This is a genomic window from Dankookia sp. GCM10030260 (genome assembly GCF_042666655.1).
GTDB lineage: Bacteria > Pseudomonadota > Alphaproteobacteria > Acetobacterales > Acetobacteraceae > Paracraurococcus.
On record NZ_JBHTDE010000010.1, the window covers coordinates 50,087 to 69,694 of the forward strand.

A 19,608-nucleotide genomic window follows, 5' to 3' on the forward strand; every position below is an offset into this window, starting at 1 on the left:
AGCAGTCCGACCCCTGGGCCAAGCGGAAACGCAAGCGGGCTGGCGGAATTCTTTCGCCTTCGTTCGTGGTGCGCCGCAGCAAGGAAAGAAAATTGCGGGACGCAGGGCCGAGCCCCACCCCTCGTGCCGGGCCCCGGTTTCGCGCTAAAGGGATCGCAGATCGCTCCCAGGAGTCCGCCTTGCGCCTGTCCCGCGCCTTCCTGCCCACGCTGAAGGAAACCCCGGCCGAGGCGCAGATCGCCTCCCACCGGCTGATGCTGCGCGCCGGCATGGTCCGGCAGACCAGCGCCGGCATCTATGCCTGGCTGCCGCTGGGCTGGCGGGTGCTGCAGAAGGTCGAGCAGATCGTCCGCGAGGAGCAGGACGCCGCCGGTGCCCAGGAAATCCTTATGCCGACGATCCAGACCGCCGATCTCTGGAAGCAGTCCGGCCGCTACGACGCCTACGGGCCCGAGATGCTGCGGCTGCGCGACCGGCACGACCGCGAGATGCTGTTCGGCCCGACCAACGAGGAGATGGTCACCGAGATCTTCCGCACCTATGCGCGGAGCTACCGCGACCTGCCGCGCAACCTCTACCACATCCAGTGGAAGTTCCGGGACGAGGTACGCCCCCGCTTCGGCGTCATGCGCGGCCGCGAGTTCCTGATGAAGGACGCCTATTCCTTCGACCTGGACTATGCCGGGGCGCAGAAATCCTATCGTCAGATGTTCGTCGCCTATCTGCGCACCTTCGCGCGGATGGGGCTGAAGGCGATCCCGATGCAGGCCGATACCGGGCCGATCGGCGGCAACCTCAGCCACGAATTCCTCATCCTGGCGGAGACCGGCGAGAGCCAGGTCTTCCTGCACAAGGACCTGCTGGAATTCGACGTGCTGTCGAAGCCGGTGGACTACGATGGCGACCTCTCGCCCACCGTCGACTTCTGGACCAGCCGCTACGCCGCGACCGACGAGAAGCACGACGAGGCCGCCTGGGCGCAGGTGCCGGCGGAATCGCAGGTCTCGGCGCGCGGCATCGAGATCGGCCATATCTTCTATTTCGGCACCAAGTACAGCGCGGCGATGGGGCTTTCGGTGCAGGGGCCGGACGGCAAGCCGGTGGCGCCCGAGATGGGCAGCTACGGCATCGGCGTCTCCCGCCTGGTCGGCGCCATCATCGAGGCCAACCACGACGAGGCCGGAATCAGGTGGCCGGATGCCGTCGCGCCCTTCAAGGTCGCGGTGCTGAACCTGAAGGTCGGCGACGCGGGAACCGACGCGCTGTCCGAGCGGGTCTATGCCGCCTTCGACCCGGATGCGGTCTATGACGACCGCGCCGACCGGGCCGGGGCGAAATTCGCCGATGCCGACCTGCTCGGCTATCCCTGGCAGGCGATCATCGGCCCGCGCGGGGCGGCCAACGGCATGGTCGAGCTGAAGCGCCGCGCCACCGGCGAGCGGGTGGAGCTGTCCGTCGAGGACGCCATCGCCCGGATCAAGGGCGCCTGAGCGCCGCCCGATGTTCGGGCCGTTCGAGCGCATGGTGGCCTGGCGCTACCTGCGCGCCCGCAAGGGGGAGCGCTTCGTCTCCGTCACCGCCGCCTTCTCGCTGGCCGGCATCGCGCTCGGCGTTGCCGCGCTGATCATCGTCATGGCGGTGATGAACGGCTTCCGGCAGGATCTGGTCGGGCGGATCATCGGCCTGAACGGGCATCTCACGGTGCAGCCGGAGAAGGGCCGTGCCCTGCCGGGCTACGCGTCCCTGGCGGCGCGTCTGCGCGGCCTGCCGGGCATCGAGCAGGTCTCCCCCACCGTCGAGGGCCAGGTGCTGCTGACCGGTGAATCGGGCGGTGCCGGCGGCGGCGTGGTGCGCGGCATCGCGCCGGAGGAGCTGCGCGCCCGCCGCACCATCGCGCGGGGCATCCGCCGCGGCAGCCTGGCCGAATTCGGCGGCGAGGACACCGTGGTGGTCGGGCTGCGGCTCGCCAACCGGATGGGACTGCGGCTGGGGGACCGGCTGACCCTGGTCCTGCCGCAGGCGCGCGGCGCCGATTTCAGCGTGGCGCCGAAACAGCGCGGCTTCCGCGTGGTGGCGATGTTCGAGCTCGGCATGCCCGAATACGACGGCCGCCAGGTCTTCGTCCCGCTCGGCGCGGCGCAGGACTTCTTCGGCCTGCCGGAGGCCGTCAGCCAGCTCGAACTGCTGGTCGAAGACCCGACCCAGGTGGCGCCGGTCACCGCCGCGGTGCGCGCCGCGCTGGCCGGCCAGCCCTTCCGCATCGCCGACTGGCAGGGCGCCAACAGCAGCATCTACGCCGCCGTCGTGGTGGAGCGGAACGTGATGTTCCTGATCCTGACGCTGATCGTGGTGGTCGCCGCCTTCAACATCATCTCCTCCCTGACCATGCTGGTGAAGGACAAGGGGCGGGACATCGCCATCCTCCGCACCATGGGGGCGGGCAGCGGCGCCATCCTGCGGATCTTCCTGCTCTGCGGCGCGACGGTGGGCTGCGGCGGCACGCTGATCGGCTTCGGCCTGGGCCTCGGCATCGCCACCAATTTCGACACGCTGCGGGCCGGGCTGCTGGCCTTGCAGGGCACGCCCTTCTTCCGGCCGGAATTGCTGTTCCTCACGCAACTGCCGTCGGTCGTGGAACCGCGCGAGGTGATCACCGTGCTGGCGATGGGCCTCGGCCTCTCGCTGCTGGCGACGCTCTATCCCAGCTGGCGCGCGGCGCGGATCGACCCCGCCCAGGCGCTGCGGCATGGCTGAGGCAGGGATGTTCGGCGCCTTCGAACGCGCGGTCGCCGGCCGCTATCTCTGGGCGCGCAAGGGCGAGCGCTTCGTCTCCGTCATCGCCGGCTTCTCGCTGGTCGGCATCGCCCTCGGCGTCGCCACGCTGATCGTGGTGCTGAGCGTCATGGGCGGCTTCCGGCAGGAATTGCTCGGCCGCATCCTCGGGCTGAACGGCCATCTCGGCGTCTCGGCGATGCAGGGCCCGCTGACGGATTACGCCGCCGCCACCGCCCGCATCCGTACGCTGCCGCAGGTGGAGCGCGCGACGCCGGTGGTGGAAGGGCAGGTGCTGCTGACCACCGATGCGGGCGGGTCGGCCGGCGGCCTGGTGCGCGGCATCGCGCCGGAGGACCTCCGCGCCCGGCCGATCATCGCCGGCAACATCAAGGCCGGCGACCTGGCGGCCTTCCAGGGCGAGGACGCGATCGTCATCGGTGCCGGCCTGGCGCGGAAGCTGGAGGTCGGCATCGGCGACCGGGTCACCGTGGTCTCGCCGCAGGGGCGGGTGACGGTCTTCGGCACCGTGCCGCGGCTGCGCGCCTACAAGGTCGCCGCCATCTTCGAGGTCGGCATGCAGGAATACGACAGCGGCTTCGTCTTCCTGCCGCTTTCCGCCGCTCAATTGTTCTTCCAGCTGCCCCAGGCGGTCAGCCAGATCGAGGTCCACCTGCGCGATCCGGACGAGTCGGATGCCGCCGCCTACGCCATCCGCCAGGCGCTGGCCGACCGGCCGCTGCGGATCGCCGACTGGCAGGATGCCAACAGCGGCTTCTTCCAGCTGGTGCAGGTGCAGCGCAACGTCATGTTCCTGATCCTGACGCTGATCATCCTGGTGGCTGCCTTCAACATCGTCTCCTCGCTGACCATGCTGGTGAAGGACAAGGGGCGCGACATCGCCATCCTGCGCACCATGGGGGCGGGCAGGGGGGCGATCCTGCGCATCTTCCTGCTCTGCGGCGCGGCGGTGGGCGGCGTCGGCACGCTCGCCGGATTCGGCATCGGGCTCCTGTTCTGCGCCAACATCGAATCCATCCGGCAGGGGCTGATGGCGGTCACCGGCACCACGGTCTTCGACCCGGAGATCTATTTCCTCACCCGCATCCCCGCGGTGGTGGACCCGGCCGAGGTGGCGCAGGTGGTGGGCCTCGGCCTGCTGCTGTCGCTGCTGGCGACCCTGATCCCGAGCTGGCGGGCAGCGCGGCTCGACCCGGTGGAGGCGCTGCGGAATGAGTGACACGATCCCGGCGCTGCGTCTCGCTGCCGTCGAGCGGCGCTTCCGCACCGAAGCGGGCGAGCTGCCGGTGCTGCGCGGCGCCGAGCTGTCGCTGCGGGCCGGCGAGATCGTCGCCCTGGTCGCGCCGTCGGGCACCGGCAAGTCGACGCTGCTGCACCTCGCCGGCCTGCTGGAGAAGCCGGATGCCGGCGAGGTCCATGTCGGCGGCCGCGCCGCCGGCACGCTCTCGGACGCCGAGCGCACCGCGATCCGCCGCACCGCCATCGGCTTCGTCTACCAGTTTCACCATCTGCTGCCGGAGTTCACGGCGGAGGAGAATGTGGTGTTGCCGCAGCTCGCGGCCGGGACGGGCCGCGGCGCGGCGCGGGACCGGGCGCGGGCGCTGCTGGCAAGCTTCGGCCTGACCGGTCGGGAACACCACCGTCCCGGCCGGCTTTCGGGCGGTGAGCAGCAGCGGGTGGCGATCGCCCGGGCCCTGGCCAATGCGCCGCGCATCCTGCTGGCGGACGAGCCGACCGGGAACCTCGATGTCGGCACCGCGGGGCTGGTCTTCGAGGAATTGCTGCACGCCGTGCGTGGCCAGGGCCTGGCCGCGCTGATCGCCACCCACAACCCGGACCTCGCGGCGCGGATGGACCGGGTCGTGACCCTGCGGGAGGGGCGGGTGGTGGAGGCGTAGCTACTCCGCCGCGACGATCCCCATGCGCGACCGGGCCGGCGCCGGCGCGCCCTTCACCAGCAGCAGCACCAGCCGCGCCAGGAACAGCAGCGCCCCCGCCATCCAGACCAGTGCCGCGCCGATCGCCAGGCCCGGCTGCTGGTGCTCGATCGACAGCCAGATGCCGAGGGGGAAAGCCAGCGCGGCGACGGCCGAGAGCCCATATTGCGCGATCGCCGGCCCGGGCTGCGCCGCCAGTTCCGGGTATGCCCGGTAGGTCAGCCCCATCAGCGCCAGCGAGGTCCAGCCGAGCAGGTTGAGGTGCGCATGCACCGGCGCCAGGCGGAAGTCATGCGTCATCCCCATGGCGATCCCCATGCCGACCCCGCAGACTAGGCAGAGCGCGGCGGTGGCGAGGAAGAGCAGCGGCAGGCGTGGCATCGACGGCGTCCCCGTATGTTGCATACGGGCTGACTAGGCAGGCTCGCGCGCCGGGTCTGTGCGCCGGCGCATGGCGGTGCCGCGCCAGAGCGCGCCGCAGAGCATGCCGAGGATGACCAGCACCATGCCGGCCACCTGGGTCGGCGTCACCGCCTCGCCCAGCAGCAGCCAGGCCCAGAAGACGCCGAGCGCCGGGACCAGGGGCGGCAGCAGCGCGCCGCGCGCAGGGCCCAGCAGCGCCACCGCTCGGCTGTAGAGCAGCACCGCCACCCCGCCGGAGACGATGCCCTGGTAGATCGCCTGGATCACCGCCTCCCGCGGATGGTCCGGGATCCCGCCGAGGCCGAAGACGGCGAGATGCACCGGGACCCAGAGCAGCGAAACGGTCCCGATCACCGCCGCGGCGCGGGCGCCGGGGACCTGCCAATGCCGCATCAGCACGCCGTAGAGCGCCCAGATGAAGCCGCTGAAGAGCAGCATCAGGTCGCCGATCCAGGCGCGGCTGCCGCCCTCGGCCAGGCTGGCGCCGCCGATCAGCAGCAGGCCGGCGGTCAGGATGAAAAGGCCCACCTTGACCCCGATCTCCGGCGCCTGCCGCAGCACCCACCAGCCGAGCAGGGGGGCGAACAGCATCGTCCCGCCGGGGTTGAGGATGGAGGCATGCGTCGCCGGGGCGAACTGCACCGCGGCCGCGGTCAGCAGGAAATAGGGCGCGCCGGCCAGCAGCGTGAGGATGAGCGCCCGCCGCAGCGGCAGCCCGCCCAGCCCGATCTGCCACAGCACCCCGCCCAGCACCAGCCCGGCGAATCCGGTGCGCAGCAGCACCAGGTCGGCGACCGCAAGCCCATTGGCCAGGCCATGGCGCGAGGCGGCGAAATTGCCGCTCAGCAGGACCATGGCGAGCACGCCGGCGGCGATGGTGCGGCGGTCGGCGCCCTGGTGTCGGTCTGGCATCCCGCGCAGCATGCCGGGGCCGGGGGCATCGTGCTAGCCTCGGCGGATGAGCGACTCGTCCGGCAGCTTCGTCCACCTCCATACCCATTCCAGCTATTCGCTGAGCGAAGGCGCCATCAAGGCGGAGAAGCTGGCGACCCTGGCCAAGGATGCCGGGATGCCGGCGGTCGCGCTGACCGACAGCGCCAACCTGTTCGGCGGGCTGGAATTCGCCCAAGGCTGCACGGCCAAGGGCATCCAGCCGATCATGGGCTGCCAGTTGTTCCTTTCCCGCAGCGCCAGCGACGACCGGCCGGAGGCCGAGCGGCAGCCGCCGGACCCGATCGTCGCCCTGGCCATGGACGCGCGCGGCCTCGACAACCTGCAGCGATTGTCCTCGCTCGGCTTCCTCGCCAACGATGCATCCGGCCGGCCCTGCCTGACGCTCCCGACGCTCGAGGAGCACGCGGAGGGGCTGTTCCTGCTGACCGGTGGCACCTTCGGCCCGCTCGGCCGCCTGCTGGCCGAAGGCCGCCGCGCCCCGGCCGAGGCGCTGCTGCGCCGGCTGGCCGCCGCCTTCCACGGCCGGATCGCGGTCGAGTTGCACCGCCACGGCCTCGGCGTGGAGAAGGCGATCGAGCCGCCGCTGCTGGCGCTGGCCGACGAACTGGGCCTGCCGATCGTCGCCGCCAACGACGTCTATTTCGCCACCCCCGGGATGCACGAGGCGCATGACGCGCTGCTCTGCATCGCCGAGGGGCGGACGCTGGCCGAGGAGGACCGCCGCCGCGTCACCGCCGAGCATTGGTTCAAACCGGCAGAGGCCATGCGCAAGCTCTTCGCCGACTTGCCGGAGGCCTGCGACAACACCCTGGCCATCGCCCGCCGCTGCGCGGTGATGGCGGAAGGCCGCAAGCCCGAGCTGCCGGTCTGCCCCAAGGTCGGCGCCGGCATGACGGAACCCGAGACGGTGCGCGACATGGCGACGCGCGGCCTGGAGGTCCGGCTCGATACGCTGGGCCTCGACGAGGCGGCGCGCGCCCAGTACCGCACGCGGCTCGACTACGAGCTCGGCGTCATCGAGCAGATGGGCTTTTCCGGCTATTTCCTGATCGTCGCCGACTTCATCCAATGGGCCAAGGCGCAGACCATCCCGGTCGGCCCCGGCCGCGGCTCGGGCGCCGGCTCGGTCGCCGCCTGGGCGCTGGCGATCACCGACCTCGATCCCCTGCGCTTCGGCCTGCTGTTCGAGCGCTTCCTCAACCCGGAACGCGTGTCGATGCCCGACTTCGACATCGACTTCTGCCAGGACCGCCGCGACGAGGTGATCAACTACGTCCGCCGCGAATACGGCGCCGACCGGGTCGCGCAGATCATCACCTTCGGCAAGCTGCAGGCCAAGGCGGCGGTGCGCGACGTCGGCCGCGTGCTCGGCCTGCCCTATGGCCAGGTCGACCGCGTCGCCCAGCTGATCCCGTTCAACCCGGCCAAGCCGGTGACCCTGGCCCAGGCGATCGAGGGCGAGCCCAAGCTGCAGCAGCTACGCGACAACGACGAGCAGGTGCACCGGCTGCTGGAGATCGCGCTGCAGCTCGAGGGCCTGTACCGCAATGCATCGACCCACGCCGCCGGCGTGGTGATCGGCCGCAAGCCGCTGATCGAGATCGTGCCGCTCTACCGCGACCCGCGGGCCGACATGCTGATCACCCAGTACTCGATGAAGTATGTCGAGCAGGCCAGCCTGGTGAAGTTCGACTTCCTCGGCCTGAAGACGCTGACGGTGATCGAGAAGGCGCTGGAGATCCTGAAGAGTCAGGGGGTGGAGATCGACATCGCCACCCTGCCGCTGGACGACGCCAGGACCTACGAGATGCTGCGCCGCGGCGACGCCGCCGGGGTGTTCCAGTTCGAAGGCGCGGGAATGCGCGACTGCCTGCGGCAGATGCGCGTCGACCGCTTCGAGGACCTGATCGCCGCGGTGTCGCTCTACCGGCCCGGCCCGATGGCCAATATCCCCGCCTATTGCCAGCGCAAGCATGGCGAGCCCTGGGAGAGCCCGCACCCGAAGATCCACCACATCCTGGCCGAGACCTACGGGATCATGGTCTACCAGGAGCAGGTGATGCAGATCAGCCAGGAGCTCGCGGGCTATTCGCTCGGCGGCGCCGACCTGCTGCGCCGCGCCATGGGCAAGAAGATCGCCCGCGAGATGGAGCAGCAGCGCGCCATCTTCACCGAGGGCGCGGTGCGGAACGGCATCGAGCCGGCCAAGGCCACCGAGATCTTCGACATGATGGCGAAGTTCGCGGAATACGGCTTCAACAAGTCGCACGCCGCCGCCTATGCCCTGGTCAGCTACCAGACCGCCTGGCTGAAGGCCAACCACCCGGTGGCCTTCATCGCCGCCTCGATGACGCTCGACCTCGACAAGACCGACAAGCTGGCCGGCCACATGCAGGAGGCGAGCCGGCTCGGCATCCCCGTCCTGTCGCCCGACGTCAACAAGTCGGGCGCCGAATTCCTGGTGGAGCGGAATGCCGAGGACAAGCCCTCGATCCGCTTCGCGCTGGCCGCGGTGAAGCGCGTGGGCGCGGCCGCCATGCAGGACCTGGTGCGGGCGCGGGACGCCCGCGGGCCCTTCGCCTCGGTCGCCGAATTCGCCCACCGCGTCGACCCCAAGCTGCTCAACAAGATGCAGATCGAGAACCTCGCCAAGGCCGGCGCCTTCGACAGCCTGGAGAAGAACCGGGCGAAGCTGGTGGCCGGCGCCGAGGTCATCCTGCGCCGCGCCCAGGCCGCCGCCGAGGAGCGTGCCAGCACGCAGATCGCGCTGTTCGGCGGCGCGGATTCCCGGCCCGAGCCGCTGCGCCTGCCGGCCGACATGCCGGACTGGCCGCAGCTGGAAAAGCTGTCCTACGAGGCCGAGGCGGTCGGCTTCCACCTCTCGGCGCATCCGCTGGATACCTACAGGTCGGTCCTGCAGCGGCTCGGCGTCACGCCTTCGACCAGGATTGAGGAGCGTGCCAGGGCCGGCGCGGCGCGGCTGAAGCTGGCCGGCACCGTGGTCAACAGCAAGGAGCGGCCGACCCGGACCGGCAGCCGCATGGCCTGGATCACCCTGTCGGATGCCTCTGGCAGCTACGAGGTGACCTTGTTCTCCGAGGTGCTGGCCCGTGCCCGGGAACTGATGGTGGAAGGCACGGCCGTCCTGGTCACTGCCGAGGCGCGGCTGGATGGCGAGATGCTGCGGCTGACCGCGCAAGACATGGAAGGGCTGGAGAAAGCGGCGCAACAGGTCGGCCAGGGGATCCGGCTCTGGCTCGATGGTGACGCGGCCATCAACCCGGTCCGCGACCTGCTCAACCGCGAGGGCCGCGGCCGGGGCCGCGTGGTGGTGGTCGCGCGGACCGGTCAGGGGCAAGAGGTGGAGCTGGCATTGCCGGGCGGCTTCAACGTCTCGCCCCGCATGATGCAGGCCATGAAGGTGCTGCCCGGCGTGGCCGAGGTCGAGGCAGTCTAGCTTCCTTGGGCTCGTGGGATTCCGCTTTGGTCGGAGGCGTGGTCCAAGGCTGCCTTCTGGACGCGGCTGATGGGCGTGATGGACCGGGACAGCCGCATCGTCGTCGCGCGGGTGTCGTGGACCGCTCGCGCCGGTGTTCCGTGGCGCGGCCTGCCGAAGTTCTCAGGCCGGGAGCAGCGTCTGCCGGCGGTTCAGCGAAGAGGCGGCGACGGGCGTGGTGCCGCTGCCGGCGCCCGGCCGCGGCGGTGGACGCAGCGGCCGCGCACCCGGCCAGATCAAGGTTCGGTCAACGGGCGCGGCCGTGGCGATGCGGTATCCGGGCGACGGCCCCGGGTGGCACCGGGCCGTGCCGCGCCGGGTCTTCAACGGGACGGCGCCGCTGGACAGGGCGCCGGCCTGGCCGACCGGCTGGAGCGGCGGCCGCGACTCGGTCGGAGGGTCTTCGTGGACGGTGAACCCGTTTCGTCACCGTTGATGCGCAGCGCCGGCTGGTGACATTCGCCTGTCGTGCGCGCCATGGCCATGTTCCTTGCCTCCGGCGGCTTGTCATGGCGCCCACTGGCGAAGCGGAATGATACCGGGCATATTGTGCCGCGGTCTGAGCCTGCGGTGCCGAGCCGACATGGCGCAGCGATCTGCGCCGTGGCGATGGCGACCTTCGACGGATTCGAGGCCTGGCTGGAGAACTGGGCTGCATGAGCGACCGGCTGGACGGGACACCACAGGACGCGCCAGACCTCACGAGCTGTGAGCGGGAGCCGATTCGCATCCCCGGCGCCATACAGCCGCATGGGGTGCTGGTCGCGGCGCGCGAGACCGATCTGGCCATCATGGCGGTGAGCGCAAATCTTGGGACGATCGCGGCCGTTGACGCGGCGTCCGTCGTCGGTACGCCGCTTGCGACGCTGCTCGATGCCGCGTCGATCACGCAGGTCGCAGACGTCCTGACCCGGCTGGACCCGCCAGCCTCCGTGATGCTGCCGGTTCGCCTGGCCGATGGCACCGGTGGCCAGCACCACGTCGCTCTGCTGCACCGGCATGATGGGCTGGCGATCCTCGAGATCGAGGCCCCTGGCGCCGAGCCGATGCTGGCACCAAACGGATTGTTCCCTGCGCTCTCGGCCGCGATCGAGCGACTGCAGGCCGCCAATGACCCCAGTGCGCTCTGGGCCCAGGCGGTGCGGGAGGTGCGCGGCCTCACCGGTTTCGACCGCGTCAAGCTCTATCGCTTCCAGCCGGACTGGAGCGGTGAGGTGGTGGCGGAGGACCGGGCCGACTACATGCCCGGCTTCATGGGATTGAACTTCCCGGCCTCCGACATTCCGGCCCAGGCGCGCGACCTCTACCGCGCCAACCCGACCCGCATCGTCCCGGATGTCACCTATGCCCCGGTACCGCTGCTGGTCGCGCCCGAACGCGGCGACCAGCCCGTGGACCTGAGTTTCGCCCAGTTCCGCAGTGTCTCTCCGGTACATGTCGAATACCTGGGGAACATGGGTGTCGGCGCCTCGATGTCGGTTTCGGTGCTCCGCGGCGGGGAACTCTGGGGCCTGATCGCCTGCCACCACCGGGGTCCGCTGCGGGTCGGCCACGATCGCCGCCAAGCCTGCCGGCTGCTCGCCCAGGTGCTGGCGTGGCAGCTGGCCGTCGCCGAGGAAGCCTCGGTGGCCCGCCACAGCGCCGAGGTGCGTGCTCTGCAGGCAAGGGTGCTCGAGGAAACCGCGCGCGGCCGCGACCACCGCGACGCCATCCTGCGGCATGCCAACGACCTGCTTGGGCTTATGGATGCCAGCGGCTTCGCCCTGGTGACGCCCGAGGCGGTGACCCTGGTCGGCGCCACGCCGGATGAATCCACGATCCGCGACCTTGCCGGCTGGCTCGCTGGACGGGAAGACGTCGCGGCCAGCTTCGAGACCGATCGCCTGGCACGGTTCTACCCGCCGGCCCGGGATTTCACCAAGCTTGCCAGCGGCGTCCTCGCGGTGCCGCTGTCCCGGCCGCCACGGCAGATGATGCTCTGGTTCCGCCCGGAGGTGGCGCAGACCGTCATCTGGGGGGGCGATCCGCGCAAGCCGGTCGAGCTTGCCCCGGACGGGCCCGACCGGCTGACCCCACGGCGTTCCTTCGCCGCCTGGGAGGAGACGGTCCGCGGCCGGTCACGCCCTTGGCAGCCGCATCAGCTGGTGGCGGCCGGCGAGCTGCGCGACCTGGTGCTGGACGTGCTGGTGCGCCGCGCCGAGGAACTGGAACTCATCAACAGCCAACTGGCGCACAGCAACGCGGAGCTGGAGGCCTTCGCCTACGTCGCCTCGCACGACATTCGTGAGCCGCTGCGGCAGATCGAGACCTTCGCCGGCCTGCTCGAACGCGCGGTCGGCGACGTGGAGGCGCCGAAGGCCGCGCGCATCGGCCGCTGGGTAGAGGGCATCGAGGCCTCATCCCGGCGGCTGCGCACGCTGATCGACGATCTGACCGAATTCTCCCGCCTCGGCCGCAGTGCGCAGCCGATGACGCCGACCCCGCTGGGCGAGGTGCTTGTGGAGGCGGAAAGCGACCTGGACCAGGCGATCGCCGAGAGCGGTGCCGCCATCGCGGCGGAAGATCTGCCGGTGGCGCTCTGCGACCCTGGCCAGATGCGGCAGGTGCTGCAGAACCTGCTGTCCAATGCCGTCAAGTACCGCAGGCCGGATCGCCCGCTGCGAATCGTGGTGGCCGCCGCGCCGGAGCCACCGGCCGATGGGCCTCGGCGCCGGCCCATGCTGCGGGTGACGGTCACGGATAACGGCATCGGCTTCGACCCGCGCTACGCCGATCGCATCTTCGAGCCGTTCCAGCGACTGCACAGCGCCGATCGATTCCCAGGCAGCGGCATCGGCCTCGCCACCTGCCGCAAGATCATCGACCGGCATGGCGGCACGATCGGCGCCGAGGGACGACCCGGCGAAGGAGCGACGATCTGGTTCACCCTGCCGGCCGCGCCGGAGGCCAAGCCATGATGATGCTCGCGCCGCCGCCGAACGAGCCCTCGCTGCCCCTGGTGCTGGTGGCCGAGGACAGCGCGCACGACCGCATCATCATCGAGGAGGCGTTCCAGGAAGCCGGCGTCGCCGTCACGCTCCGTTTCGTCGAGGATGGCGAGGAACTGCTGGACTACCTCCAGCGCCGCGGCCGCTACGCCGACGGGGATGGCATGGCACCCTGGCCCGCGGTGGTGCTGCTCGACATCAACATGCCGAAGGTCAACGGACACGAGGCGATGCGGGCGATCCGCGCCGACCCGCTGCTGCGCGACCTGCCGGTGGTGGCGCTCTCGACCTCCGACAGCCCGAAGCAGATCGCCCAGGCCTATGCGGTGGGGGTGAACTCCTTCCTGACCAAGCCGGCGCGCTTCCCCGCCTTCGTCGAGCTCATCCGGCTGTTCGCCGGCTATTGGCTGCTCGGCGTGCGGCTGCCGCCACGTCGTAAGGCTTGAGTCCCGGGCAGGGCCGGAGCGGCCCGCGGGGCTGGCCTGATCCCGACGCCCCGGAACCTTGACACCTCCAGGGCCCCTCAGACGCCGGGCGCCAACCTCCGGTCTGCCTGGCTTCGCGCCGCTGGGCGCCGCGCCCATTCGAGCGCTCGGACCGGTTCAGCCATCCTCGCGGCGCATGAAGATCCAGTAGCCGCCACCCGTGGCGGACTGCACGCGCACGGTCACACTGCGCAACCGGTCGCTGAAATCGCCGGTCCAGGAAAATTCCAGGTCGAGCCGGCCCCGCGCCAGGGCGCGTTCGATCCGGCCGCGGAAGCCCGATTGATTCATGCAGGGGGCGACGCTGCTGAAGAATTCGAGTCCGATCCGCGGCAGGTCGCCCGACCCTGACAGCCGCCGTTCCGCGAGGTTGTAGATCTGCACGGCACCGCCGTCATCGAGCCGGATGGCGCCGAAATCCAGGGTATCGAGCGCGTCCGGCGGCAGCGCCTCGACAGCGCTGGCCAAATCGCGTTGTTCGAAGCGGGGGATCCGCGCGGCATTCATCCGGCATTCCTAAAGAGAACCAAAAAAGTAGGCAATACCAACAAGTTGGGTCGGCCGGTCGGTGCCCTCGGCCGCGAGCGGCAGCACGAGACGCTCAAACGTGACCGGTTCTGCGTCGTCGCCAAGGTCGTAGCGGGCGAAATCGTGACACGGCACCCCGAACCGGGCGCAGCGTTCGTAGACGCCGGCCAGCCCGCCCAGCACCTCGTCCGCCTCGGTGTCGCTGGCGGCGATCTCGCCTTCCATCGGCCGCCCGCTGCGTCCGGCCAGCGCCGCACCCAAGGCCAGGAAGCGGAAGGCCGGGCGGTCCGCAGTGCCCTCGACCGCCACCCGGAAGGCCTGTGCCGCACCGTCCAGCGCCGTCAGGTCGAAGGCCTCCGGCCGGGGCAGCACGCCGCCGCTGGCATCCACGAGCCGCCGCCACACCACATAGGCCTCGCGGAGTTCCGGCCGCCGCAGCCGGGCCAGCAGCCGGTCCTGCGGACGGACACGGCCGAGGGCGCGCAGCACCCGGATGCCAAGCTCAGCCGGGGTGAAAGGCTTGGACAGCACGGCTTTGGCCTCCAGCGGATAGCGGTCGGCATAGCCCGAGACATAGATCGCCGGCACGCCCGGACGCGCGGCGTGCAGCCGGGCCACCAGATCCGGCCCGTCGCCGCCCGGCATGGTGACGTCCGTGACGACGAGGTCCAGCCGCGCGGCGACCAGCGCCTGGACCATCGCCGCATCGGCGCCGCTTGCCTCCAGCACCTCATAACCCATGTCGCGCAGCAGGGTGGCGGTCACCAGCCGTACGCCCGGGTCATCATCCACCACCAGCACCGTCGCGTCGCCGTGCAGAGCCGGGTCCTCCTGGTCGTCGGGGTCGGCCGGCGCGCCCACCGCATCGAGGGCACGTGGCAGCCAGATCTCGACCAGCGTGCCCTCGCCCGGGGGGCTGGTGATCCGCATGCTGCCGGACGCGTCCTGCACGAAGCCGCGCACCATGGCGAGGCCAAGGCCGGTGCCATGCCCACGCGGCTTGGTGGTGAAGAAGGCTTCGGTGGCCCGCGCCAGGACCTCCGGCGGCATGCCGGGCCCGGTGTCGCGCAGGCGGAAGGCCACGTAGTCCTGGCCTGCGGCGGTGCCGGGGGGCAATGGGTCCGCATCCCCCGGCGTCAGGTTGCGAACCGCAAGGTGCAGGGTGCCGCTGCCGGCCATGGCGTCGCGCGCGTTGACGGCCAGGTTCAGCAGCGCGACCTCCAGCCGGTGCGGGTCCACCAGCACCGGCCAGATGCCGGGCGCCGCGTCCAGCTCCAGCCGCACCCCGGCACCGATCGCCTGCTGCAGCAGGTCACGCGCCTCGGCGAGCATCGCCGCCGGGGCCACGGGCACCGGCATCTGGTCTTCCCGCCGGGCGAAGGCCATCAGTTGGCGGATCAATCCCGCCGCGCGTTCCGCCGCGCTTATCCCCGCGCGGGCAAATTCGCCGATCTGCGCATGGCCCTCGGCCCGCCGTTGGATCAGCCGCAGGCTGCCTATCACGGCGGCCAGCACGTTGTTGAAGTCATGCGCGACGCCGCTGGTGAGCTGGCCCAGCGCCTCCAGCTTCTGCGCCTCGATCAGCGCCGCCTGCGCATCCTCGCGCCGGCGCATCTCGGCGGTCAGCTCGGCGGCAGCCAGGCTCAAGGTGCGGGTTCGCTCGGCCACCAACGCCTCGAGCCGCTCGTTGTCGAGCTGCAGGGAGGTCGCGGCCTGCTTCTCGGCATCGATATCCAGCACCACGCCGTGCAGCGCCAGCGCGGCGCCGTCCGGCCCGAACTCCGCCCGGCCATGTGCGCGGCGCCATCGCAGGCTGTCATCCGACGACCGGATCCGGAAGTCGGCGCGGAACTCGACCCGCTCCGTCAGGGCCCGCGACAGCGCGGCATCCAGCACCGGCCGATCCTCCGGATGGATCGCCGCCAGGAACACCTCGGCCTCGACCGCCGGCGCCTCCGGCAGGCCATGGAGCTCGCACATGCGGGGCGATGTACTGACCAGGTTGGTCCGCAGGTCCCAGGAGCAGCTGCCGATATTGGCGCCGTGGATGGCGAGGCCCAGCTGCTCCTCCGCACGATCCAGCGCGGCCTCGGCCCGCCGGAGCGAGTCGATGTCGGTGCAGGTGCCGACCCAGCGGAGAATTCGCCCGGCCCCGTCGTGCTTCGGCACGCCTCGGCAGAGGAACCAATGCGGCACGCCGTCATGCCGCAGGAAGCGGTATTCTGCCTCGAACGGCGTGCCCGTGGCGACGGCATGCTGCCAGGCGGCGACGACATGGACGCGGTCGTCCGGATGGAGCACCGCGGCCCAGCCGCCGCCCAGCAGGGAGTCAGCGGGCCGGCCGACGAACTCGCTCATGTAGGCGTTGACGTAGCTGGTCTGGCCATCCGGGTCGGTGACGAAGACGAAGGCCGGCATCGCTTCGGCCAGGCTGCGGAAGCGCGCTTCGCTGGCCGTCAGCTCGGCCGCGGCGCGGTCACGCTCGGTGACGTCCTGGACCACGACCCCGACGCCCCAGACCGCGCCCGCCGCATCCCGCACCGGCTGGTAGGAGGCCAGCCAGCGGCGTTCCTGCGGATCGGCGGCAGTGCGACCGGTGAACTCCTGGTCGTGCGTGGCTTCGCCACGCAGGGCGGCACGGTAGACCGGCTCGAGCGCCGGCCACAGATCGGGCAGGATCTCGGCCACCGTGCGTCCGACCAGCTCCCCGACCGGCTGGCCGTTGATCCTGGCCAGGGCATCGTTGACATGGCGGAAGCGGAAATCCCGGTCCACCACGGCAAGCCCGACCGGCACCGCGGCATAGACCGCGGCCAGCTCGTCCAGCGCCCGCTGCAGGCTCGCCCGGTTCGCGGCCAGCGCCTGTTCGGTCACGATGCGGGCGGTGACGTCCCGGGCGAGGCCGGAGACCCGGACCACCTGGCCCGCGGCATCGCGGATCGGCACCGCGGCATCGCGGATGTAGCGTACCTCGCCATCCGTGGCGCGGATGATGCGGTAGGTGGAATCAACCGCCTCGCCGCCATGCAGGCGCCGCATCGTGGCCTCGGCCGCAGCGCGGTCCTCGGGGTGGAGCAGCGCGGCCCAGCGGCCCAGGTCCCCGAGGATCGTGGCGCGCGGCTCGCCCCAGATGGTCTCGAAGGCCGGGCTGAGGAAATCGAGCCGGCCGGTCGTCAGGTCGAGGCTGTAGATGACGTCGCGGCTTGCCTCGGCGAAGCTGCGGAAGCGTTCCTCGCTGGCCTGCAGCGCCAGTTCGGCCTGCTTGCGGTCGGTGATGTCGATGTTGATGCCGAGGAAGCGGACCGGGCGCCCGGCGGCATCCCGCAGCGTGGTGGCCCGTGCGGCGAGCCAGCGGACCTCGCCGTCCGGGCGCAGGATGCGGAACTCGTCCTCGTAGCCGCCGGTGGCCAGGCCCGCCTCGGCGGTGGCGCCGGCGCGGTCGCGGTCCGCCGGATGCACCCGCGCGAGCCACTCCGCGAAGCTCGGCATCGGGGCGTCCGGCGGTAGCCCGTAGAGCCGGTAATAGGCAGCCGAACCGGTGGTGACCCCGGTGGCGAGGTCCCAGTCCCAGCGGCCGATGCCGGTGGCATCCTGCACCAGCTGGGCTTGCGTCGCTTCCAGCTGTCGCGCGGCCTCCGCCGCCTTGCGGTCGGTGATGTCGAAGTCGATCCCCACCATGCGCACCGGCCGGCCGGCGCCGTCGCGCTGCACCGTGCCGCGGGCCACCACCCAGCGGACGCCGCCATCCGCGCGAAGCATGCGGAACTCGGTGTCGTAGGGCGCCTCGCTGTCCAGGGCCCGGCCGAGCGCTGCCTCGACCCGCGGCTGGTCGTCCGGGTGGATCAGGGCGCGGAACGCATCCGCGGTGCCGCCGAAACTTCCCGGAGCCAGCCCGCAGGCTGCTTCCAGCCCCTCGGACCACTCGACCGCGCCGGTGACGATGTTCCAGTCCCAGAAGAACATGCGGGCAGCGCCGATCGCCAGCCGCATCTGCTCATGCGCCAAGGCGAGCGCCGCCTCGGTGCCCGTCCAGGCGGACAGGTCGACGACGAAGGCCGCCGCGGCGCCGGTCGCGGCATCGGTGAAGGCGAAGAAGGTCAGCACCGGCACGCGGCTGCCGTCCGGGCGGACGTATTCTTTCTGATAGGGTGCGCATCCGCCCAGGCGCATGGCCTCGGCGATCGCGTCCTCATCGCGGCCGATCCATTCCGGCGGGGTGAGATGGTCCCAGCGCACCCGGCCGGCGGTCAGGTCCGCCCGGGTCATCCCGACGATGCCCAGGAAGGCGTCGTTGGCGTCCAGCACCCGACCGCCGGCATCGGATCGCACCATGCCGACCGGGCTGCCGTCGAACAACGCGCGCAACTCCGCCGCCATCCGGTCGGAGCGGGCCATCCGCCGGTTCAGCGCGCTGGCCAGGTCGTTGAGCTCGGGGGGCGCGCCGACCAGCGGCGCACCGTCGGCATCGCCCAGCCGGCGGAGCGAGGCGGCGAGTTGGCGCGCCATCGCCAGGCCGATCAGCAGGCTGGCCGCCAGCAGCAGCCCGCCCAGGATCGCGGTTCGCCACAGGGCCATCCGCAAGGGCGCCTCGAAGCGTTCCGCCGGCACAATGAGCTTGGCCCAGTAGCCGGTCTCCGGGGCCTGGGCATAGGCGGAGACGACCGGAATCCCGTCGAGGGAGGTATAGGTGAAGGGGACCATGGCGGCGCCGTCCCGCATCGCGGCGACGACCTCCGCCGACGGCTTGGTGCCGACCGCCTCGGAGTCGCGGCGGGTGCGCGCGACGATGGTGTGCTCGCGGTCCAGGACGACGGCCACAGCCCCGAGCGGCAGACGCTGCTCGGTCAGGGTCGCCAGCAATCTTTGACGCTGCAACAGGAAGCCGAGGACGAAGGCTGGCGGCGTCCCGGCCTCGCTGCCGGGTACCAGGACCGGAACGGCGATGCCGACCGCGCCGGCATGGCCCAACGGCGCCACGAACAGGTTGCCGATGACGGTGCGGCCGGTGGCAAGAGCCTGCAGCGCCGGCCCGGTGGCGAAGACCGGCGCAGCATCCGGCCCGACCGGCAGCCTGGTGCTGCGGACCACCCGGCGGTCCGGCGCGATGAGGTTGATGGCCTGCGCCCCGGATGCCGCGGCGACCGTGCGCATCTCCGCCTCGAAGGCGGGGAGGTCGCGGCGGGCCAACGCACCGGAGGTAGCGAGGGTCGTCAGCACGCGTTCCGCGGCGGCGAACTCGCGGTCGACCAGCAGCGCCGTGCCGTGGGCCAGGGCCACCAGGGCGGCTTCCGCCCGCTCGCGCTCTGCCCGGTGCAAGCCCCAGGCCGTGAGGCCGGCAAGGATGAGCAACGGCCCTGCCACCGCGAGGATGAGCAGCATCATCCGTGCCCGGAGGGTCAGGCCCGGCAATGCAGGCGCCGCTCCGGCGCTGCGCCCGAGCGCCGCACCGCTTGCAGGTGCCTCTGGTCCCGGGCTGACAAGCATTGATCAGAGCGCCTTCGGCGAACCGCAATCGGACAATATGGGCATGAGAGTATCGCTTCGGCTTTCCTTGCAATACCCGAGCGATAGGATACTGCATTTCACCGCACCGTGAGAAGGCCGCGGCTGGTGGACGGCTGGAAAGGTCGCCCAGGCCAGTCTCTGCCAATGGAAAGAGATTGTATTTCCGATGCTTGCGCGCGCTCAAATGGAACCGTTTCGATTTGTTTTATTGCGCATCCGGTGTGGTCAAAAAGATCGGCGTTGCCTTCGATTGACTGATGCCGACCTCACCATTCGGGTCGGTGGCGAGGACGGCGGGAAGGTCCTTGGTCGTCTCGCCCCTGGAACTTCCGCACCGAGGTCCGGCGCGTCCAGAGGCCGGGGAAGCAGCAGGCGACCGGCTCTCGTCGGAGGCGAATCAGGCCGGCGGGCCCGTGCCGTCTTGTAGGACCTCGCGCGCCGAGACGCCGGCGACGGCCCGCCCATCCCCGCTGTGGCGTCGGGTCCCGCGCCACACGATG

Annotated in this window: 11 protein-coding genes; 7 read left to right on the forward strand and 4 right to left on the reverse strand. The window is 71.1% G+C overall.

The window, feature by feature from the left end:
* Positions 1 to 179 precede the first annotated feature (179 nt).
* Genes proS through ACFQS7_RS23720 form a run of 4 tightly spaced genes read left to right on the forward strand, consistent with a single transcriptional unit; the run spans position 180 to position 4,691 of the window.
* Positions 180 to 1,490, forward strand: coding sequence for a proline--tRNA ligase (gene proS / locus ACFQS7_RS23705; protein ID WP_380069617.1), 1,311 nt, complete (start codon positions 180 to 182; stop codon positions 1,488 to 1,490).
* A 10-nt stretch (positions 1,491 to 1,500) separates the two neighbouring features.
* Positions 1,501 to 2,754 carry a lipoprotein-releasing ABC transporter permease subunit gene (locus tag ACFQS7_RS23710; RefSeq protein ID WP_380069618.1) on the forward strand — a complete coding sequence of 418 codons (1,254 nt, stop codon included), beginning with the start codon at positions 1,501 to 1,503 and terminating at the stop codon, positions 2,752 to 2,754.
* 7 nt (positions 2,755 to 2,761) lie between these two features.
* Entirely contained in the window at positions 2,762 to 4,012 is a 1,251-nt protein-coding gene (locus tag ACFQS7_RS23715) for a lipoprotein-releasing ABC transporter permease subunit (RefSeq protein WP_380069729.1), read from the forward strand.
* Positions 4,005 to 4,691 carry an ABC transporter ATP-binding protein gene (locus tag ACFQS7_RS23720; protein ID WP_380069619.1) on the forward strand — a complete coding sequence of 229 codons (687 nt, stop codon included), beginning with the start codon at positions 4,005 to 4,007 and terminating at the stop codon, positions 4,689 to 4,691. The genes ACFQS7_RS23715 and ACFQS7_RS23720 overlap by 8 nt, the downstream gene beginning before the upstream one ends.
* On the opposite strand, the gene ACFQS7_RS23725 is transcribed toward ACFQS7_RS23720, so the two are convergent.
* The gene (locus ACFQS7_RS23725; protein ID WP_380069620.1) at positions 4,692 to 5,111 is read right to left on the reverse strand and encodes a hypothetical protein; all 420 of its coding nucleotides are present in this window, start codon (positions 5,109 to 5,111) and stop codon (positions 4,692 to 4,694) included. It lies immediately after the preceding gene.
* A 33-nt stretch (positions 5,112 to 5,144) separates the two neighbouring features.
* Complete coding sequence (locus ACFQS7_RS23730; RefSeq protein ID WP_380069621.1) at positions 5,145 to 6,065, reverse strand: DMT family transporter; 921 nt, start codon at positions 6,063 to 6,065, stop codon at positions 5,145 to 5,147.
* A 46-nt stretch (positions 6,066 to 6,111) separates the two neighbouring features.
* Between ACFQS7_RS23730 and dnaE the strand changes: the two genes are divergently transcribed.
* From dnaE to ACFQS7_RS23745, 3 genes are all read left to right on the forward strand, one after another.
* Entirely contained in the window at positions 6,112 to 9,564 is a 3,453-nt protein-coding gene (dnaE, locus tag ACFQS7_RS23735) for a DNA polymerase III subunit alpha (protein WP_380069622.1), read from the forward strand.
* 695 nt (positions 9,565 to 10,259) lie between these two features.
* Positions 10,260 to 12,560 (forward strand): ATP-binding protein, encoded by a 2,301-nt coding sequence (locus ACFQS7_RS23740; protein ID WP_380069623.1) that lies wholly within the window; start codon positions 10,260 to 10,262, stop codon positions 12,558 to 12,560.
* Positions 12,557 to 13,036: a response regulator gene (locus tag ACFQS7_RS23745; protein ID WP_380069624.1), complete on the forward strand. Its 480-nt coding sequence runs from the start codon at positions 12,557 to 12,559 to the stop codon at positions 13,034 to 13,036. The genes ACFQS7_RS23740 and ACFQS7_RS23745 overlap by 4 nt, the downstream gene beginning before the upstream one ends.
* A 156-nt stretch (positions 13,037 to 13,192) precedes the next feature.
* Here ACFQS7_RS23745 and ACFQS7_RS23750 read toward each other — a convergent pair whose 3' ends face one another.
* The gene (locus ACFQS7_RS23750; protein ID WP_380069625.1) at positions 13,193 to 13,582 is read right to left on the reverse strand and encodes a hypothetical protein; all 390 of its coding nucleotides are present in this window, start codon (positions 13,580 to 13,582) and stop codon (positions 13,193 to 13,195) included.
* Positions 13,583 to 13,591: 9 nt separating this feature from the next.
* The gene (locus ACFQS7_RS23755) at positions 13,592 to 18,985 is read right to left on the reverse strand and encodes a PAS domain-containing protein (protein WP_380069626.1); all 5,394 of its coding nucleotides are present in this window, start codon (positions 18,983 to 18,985) and stop codon (positions 13,592 to 13,594) included.
* Positions 18,986 to 19,608: the final 623 nt, after the last annotated feature.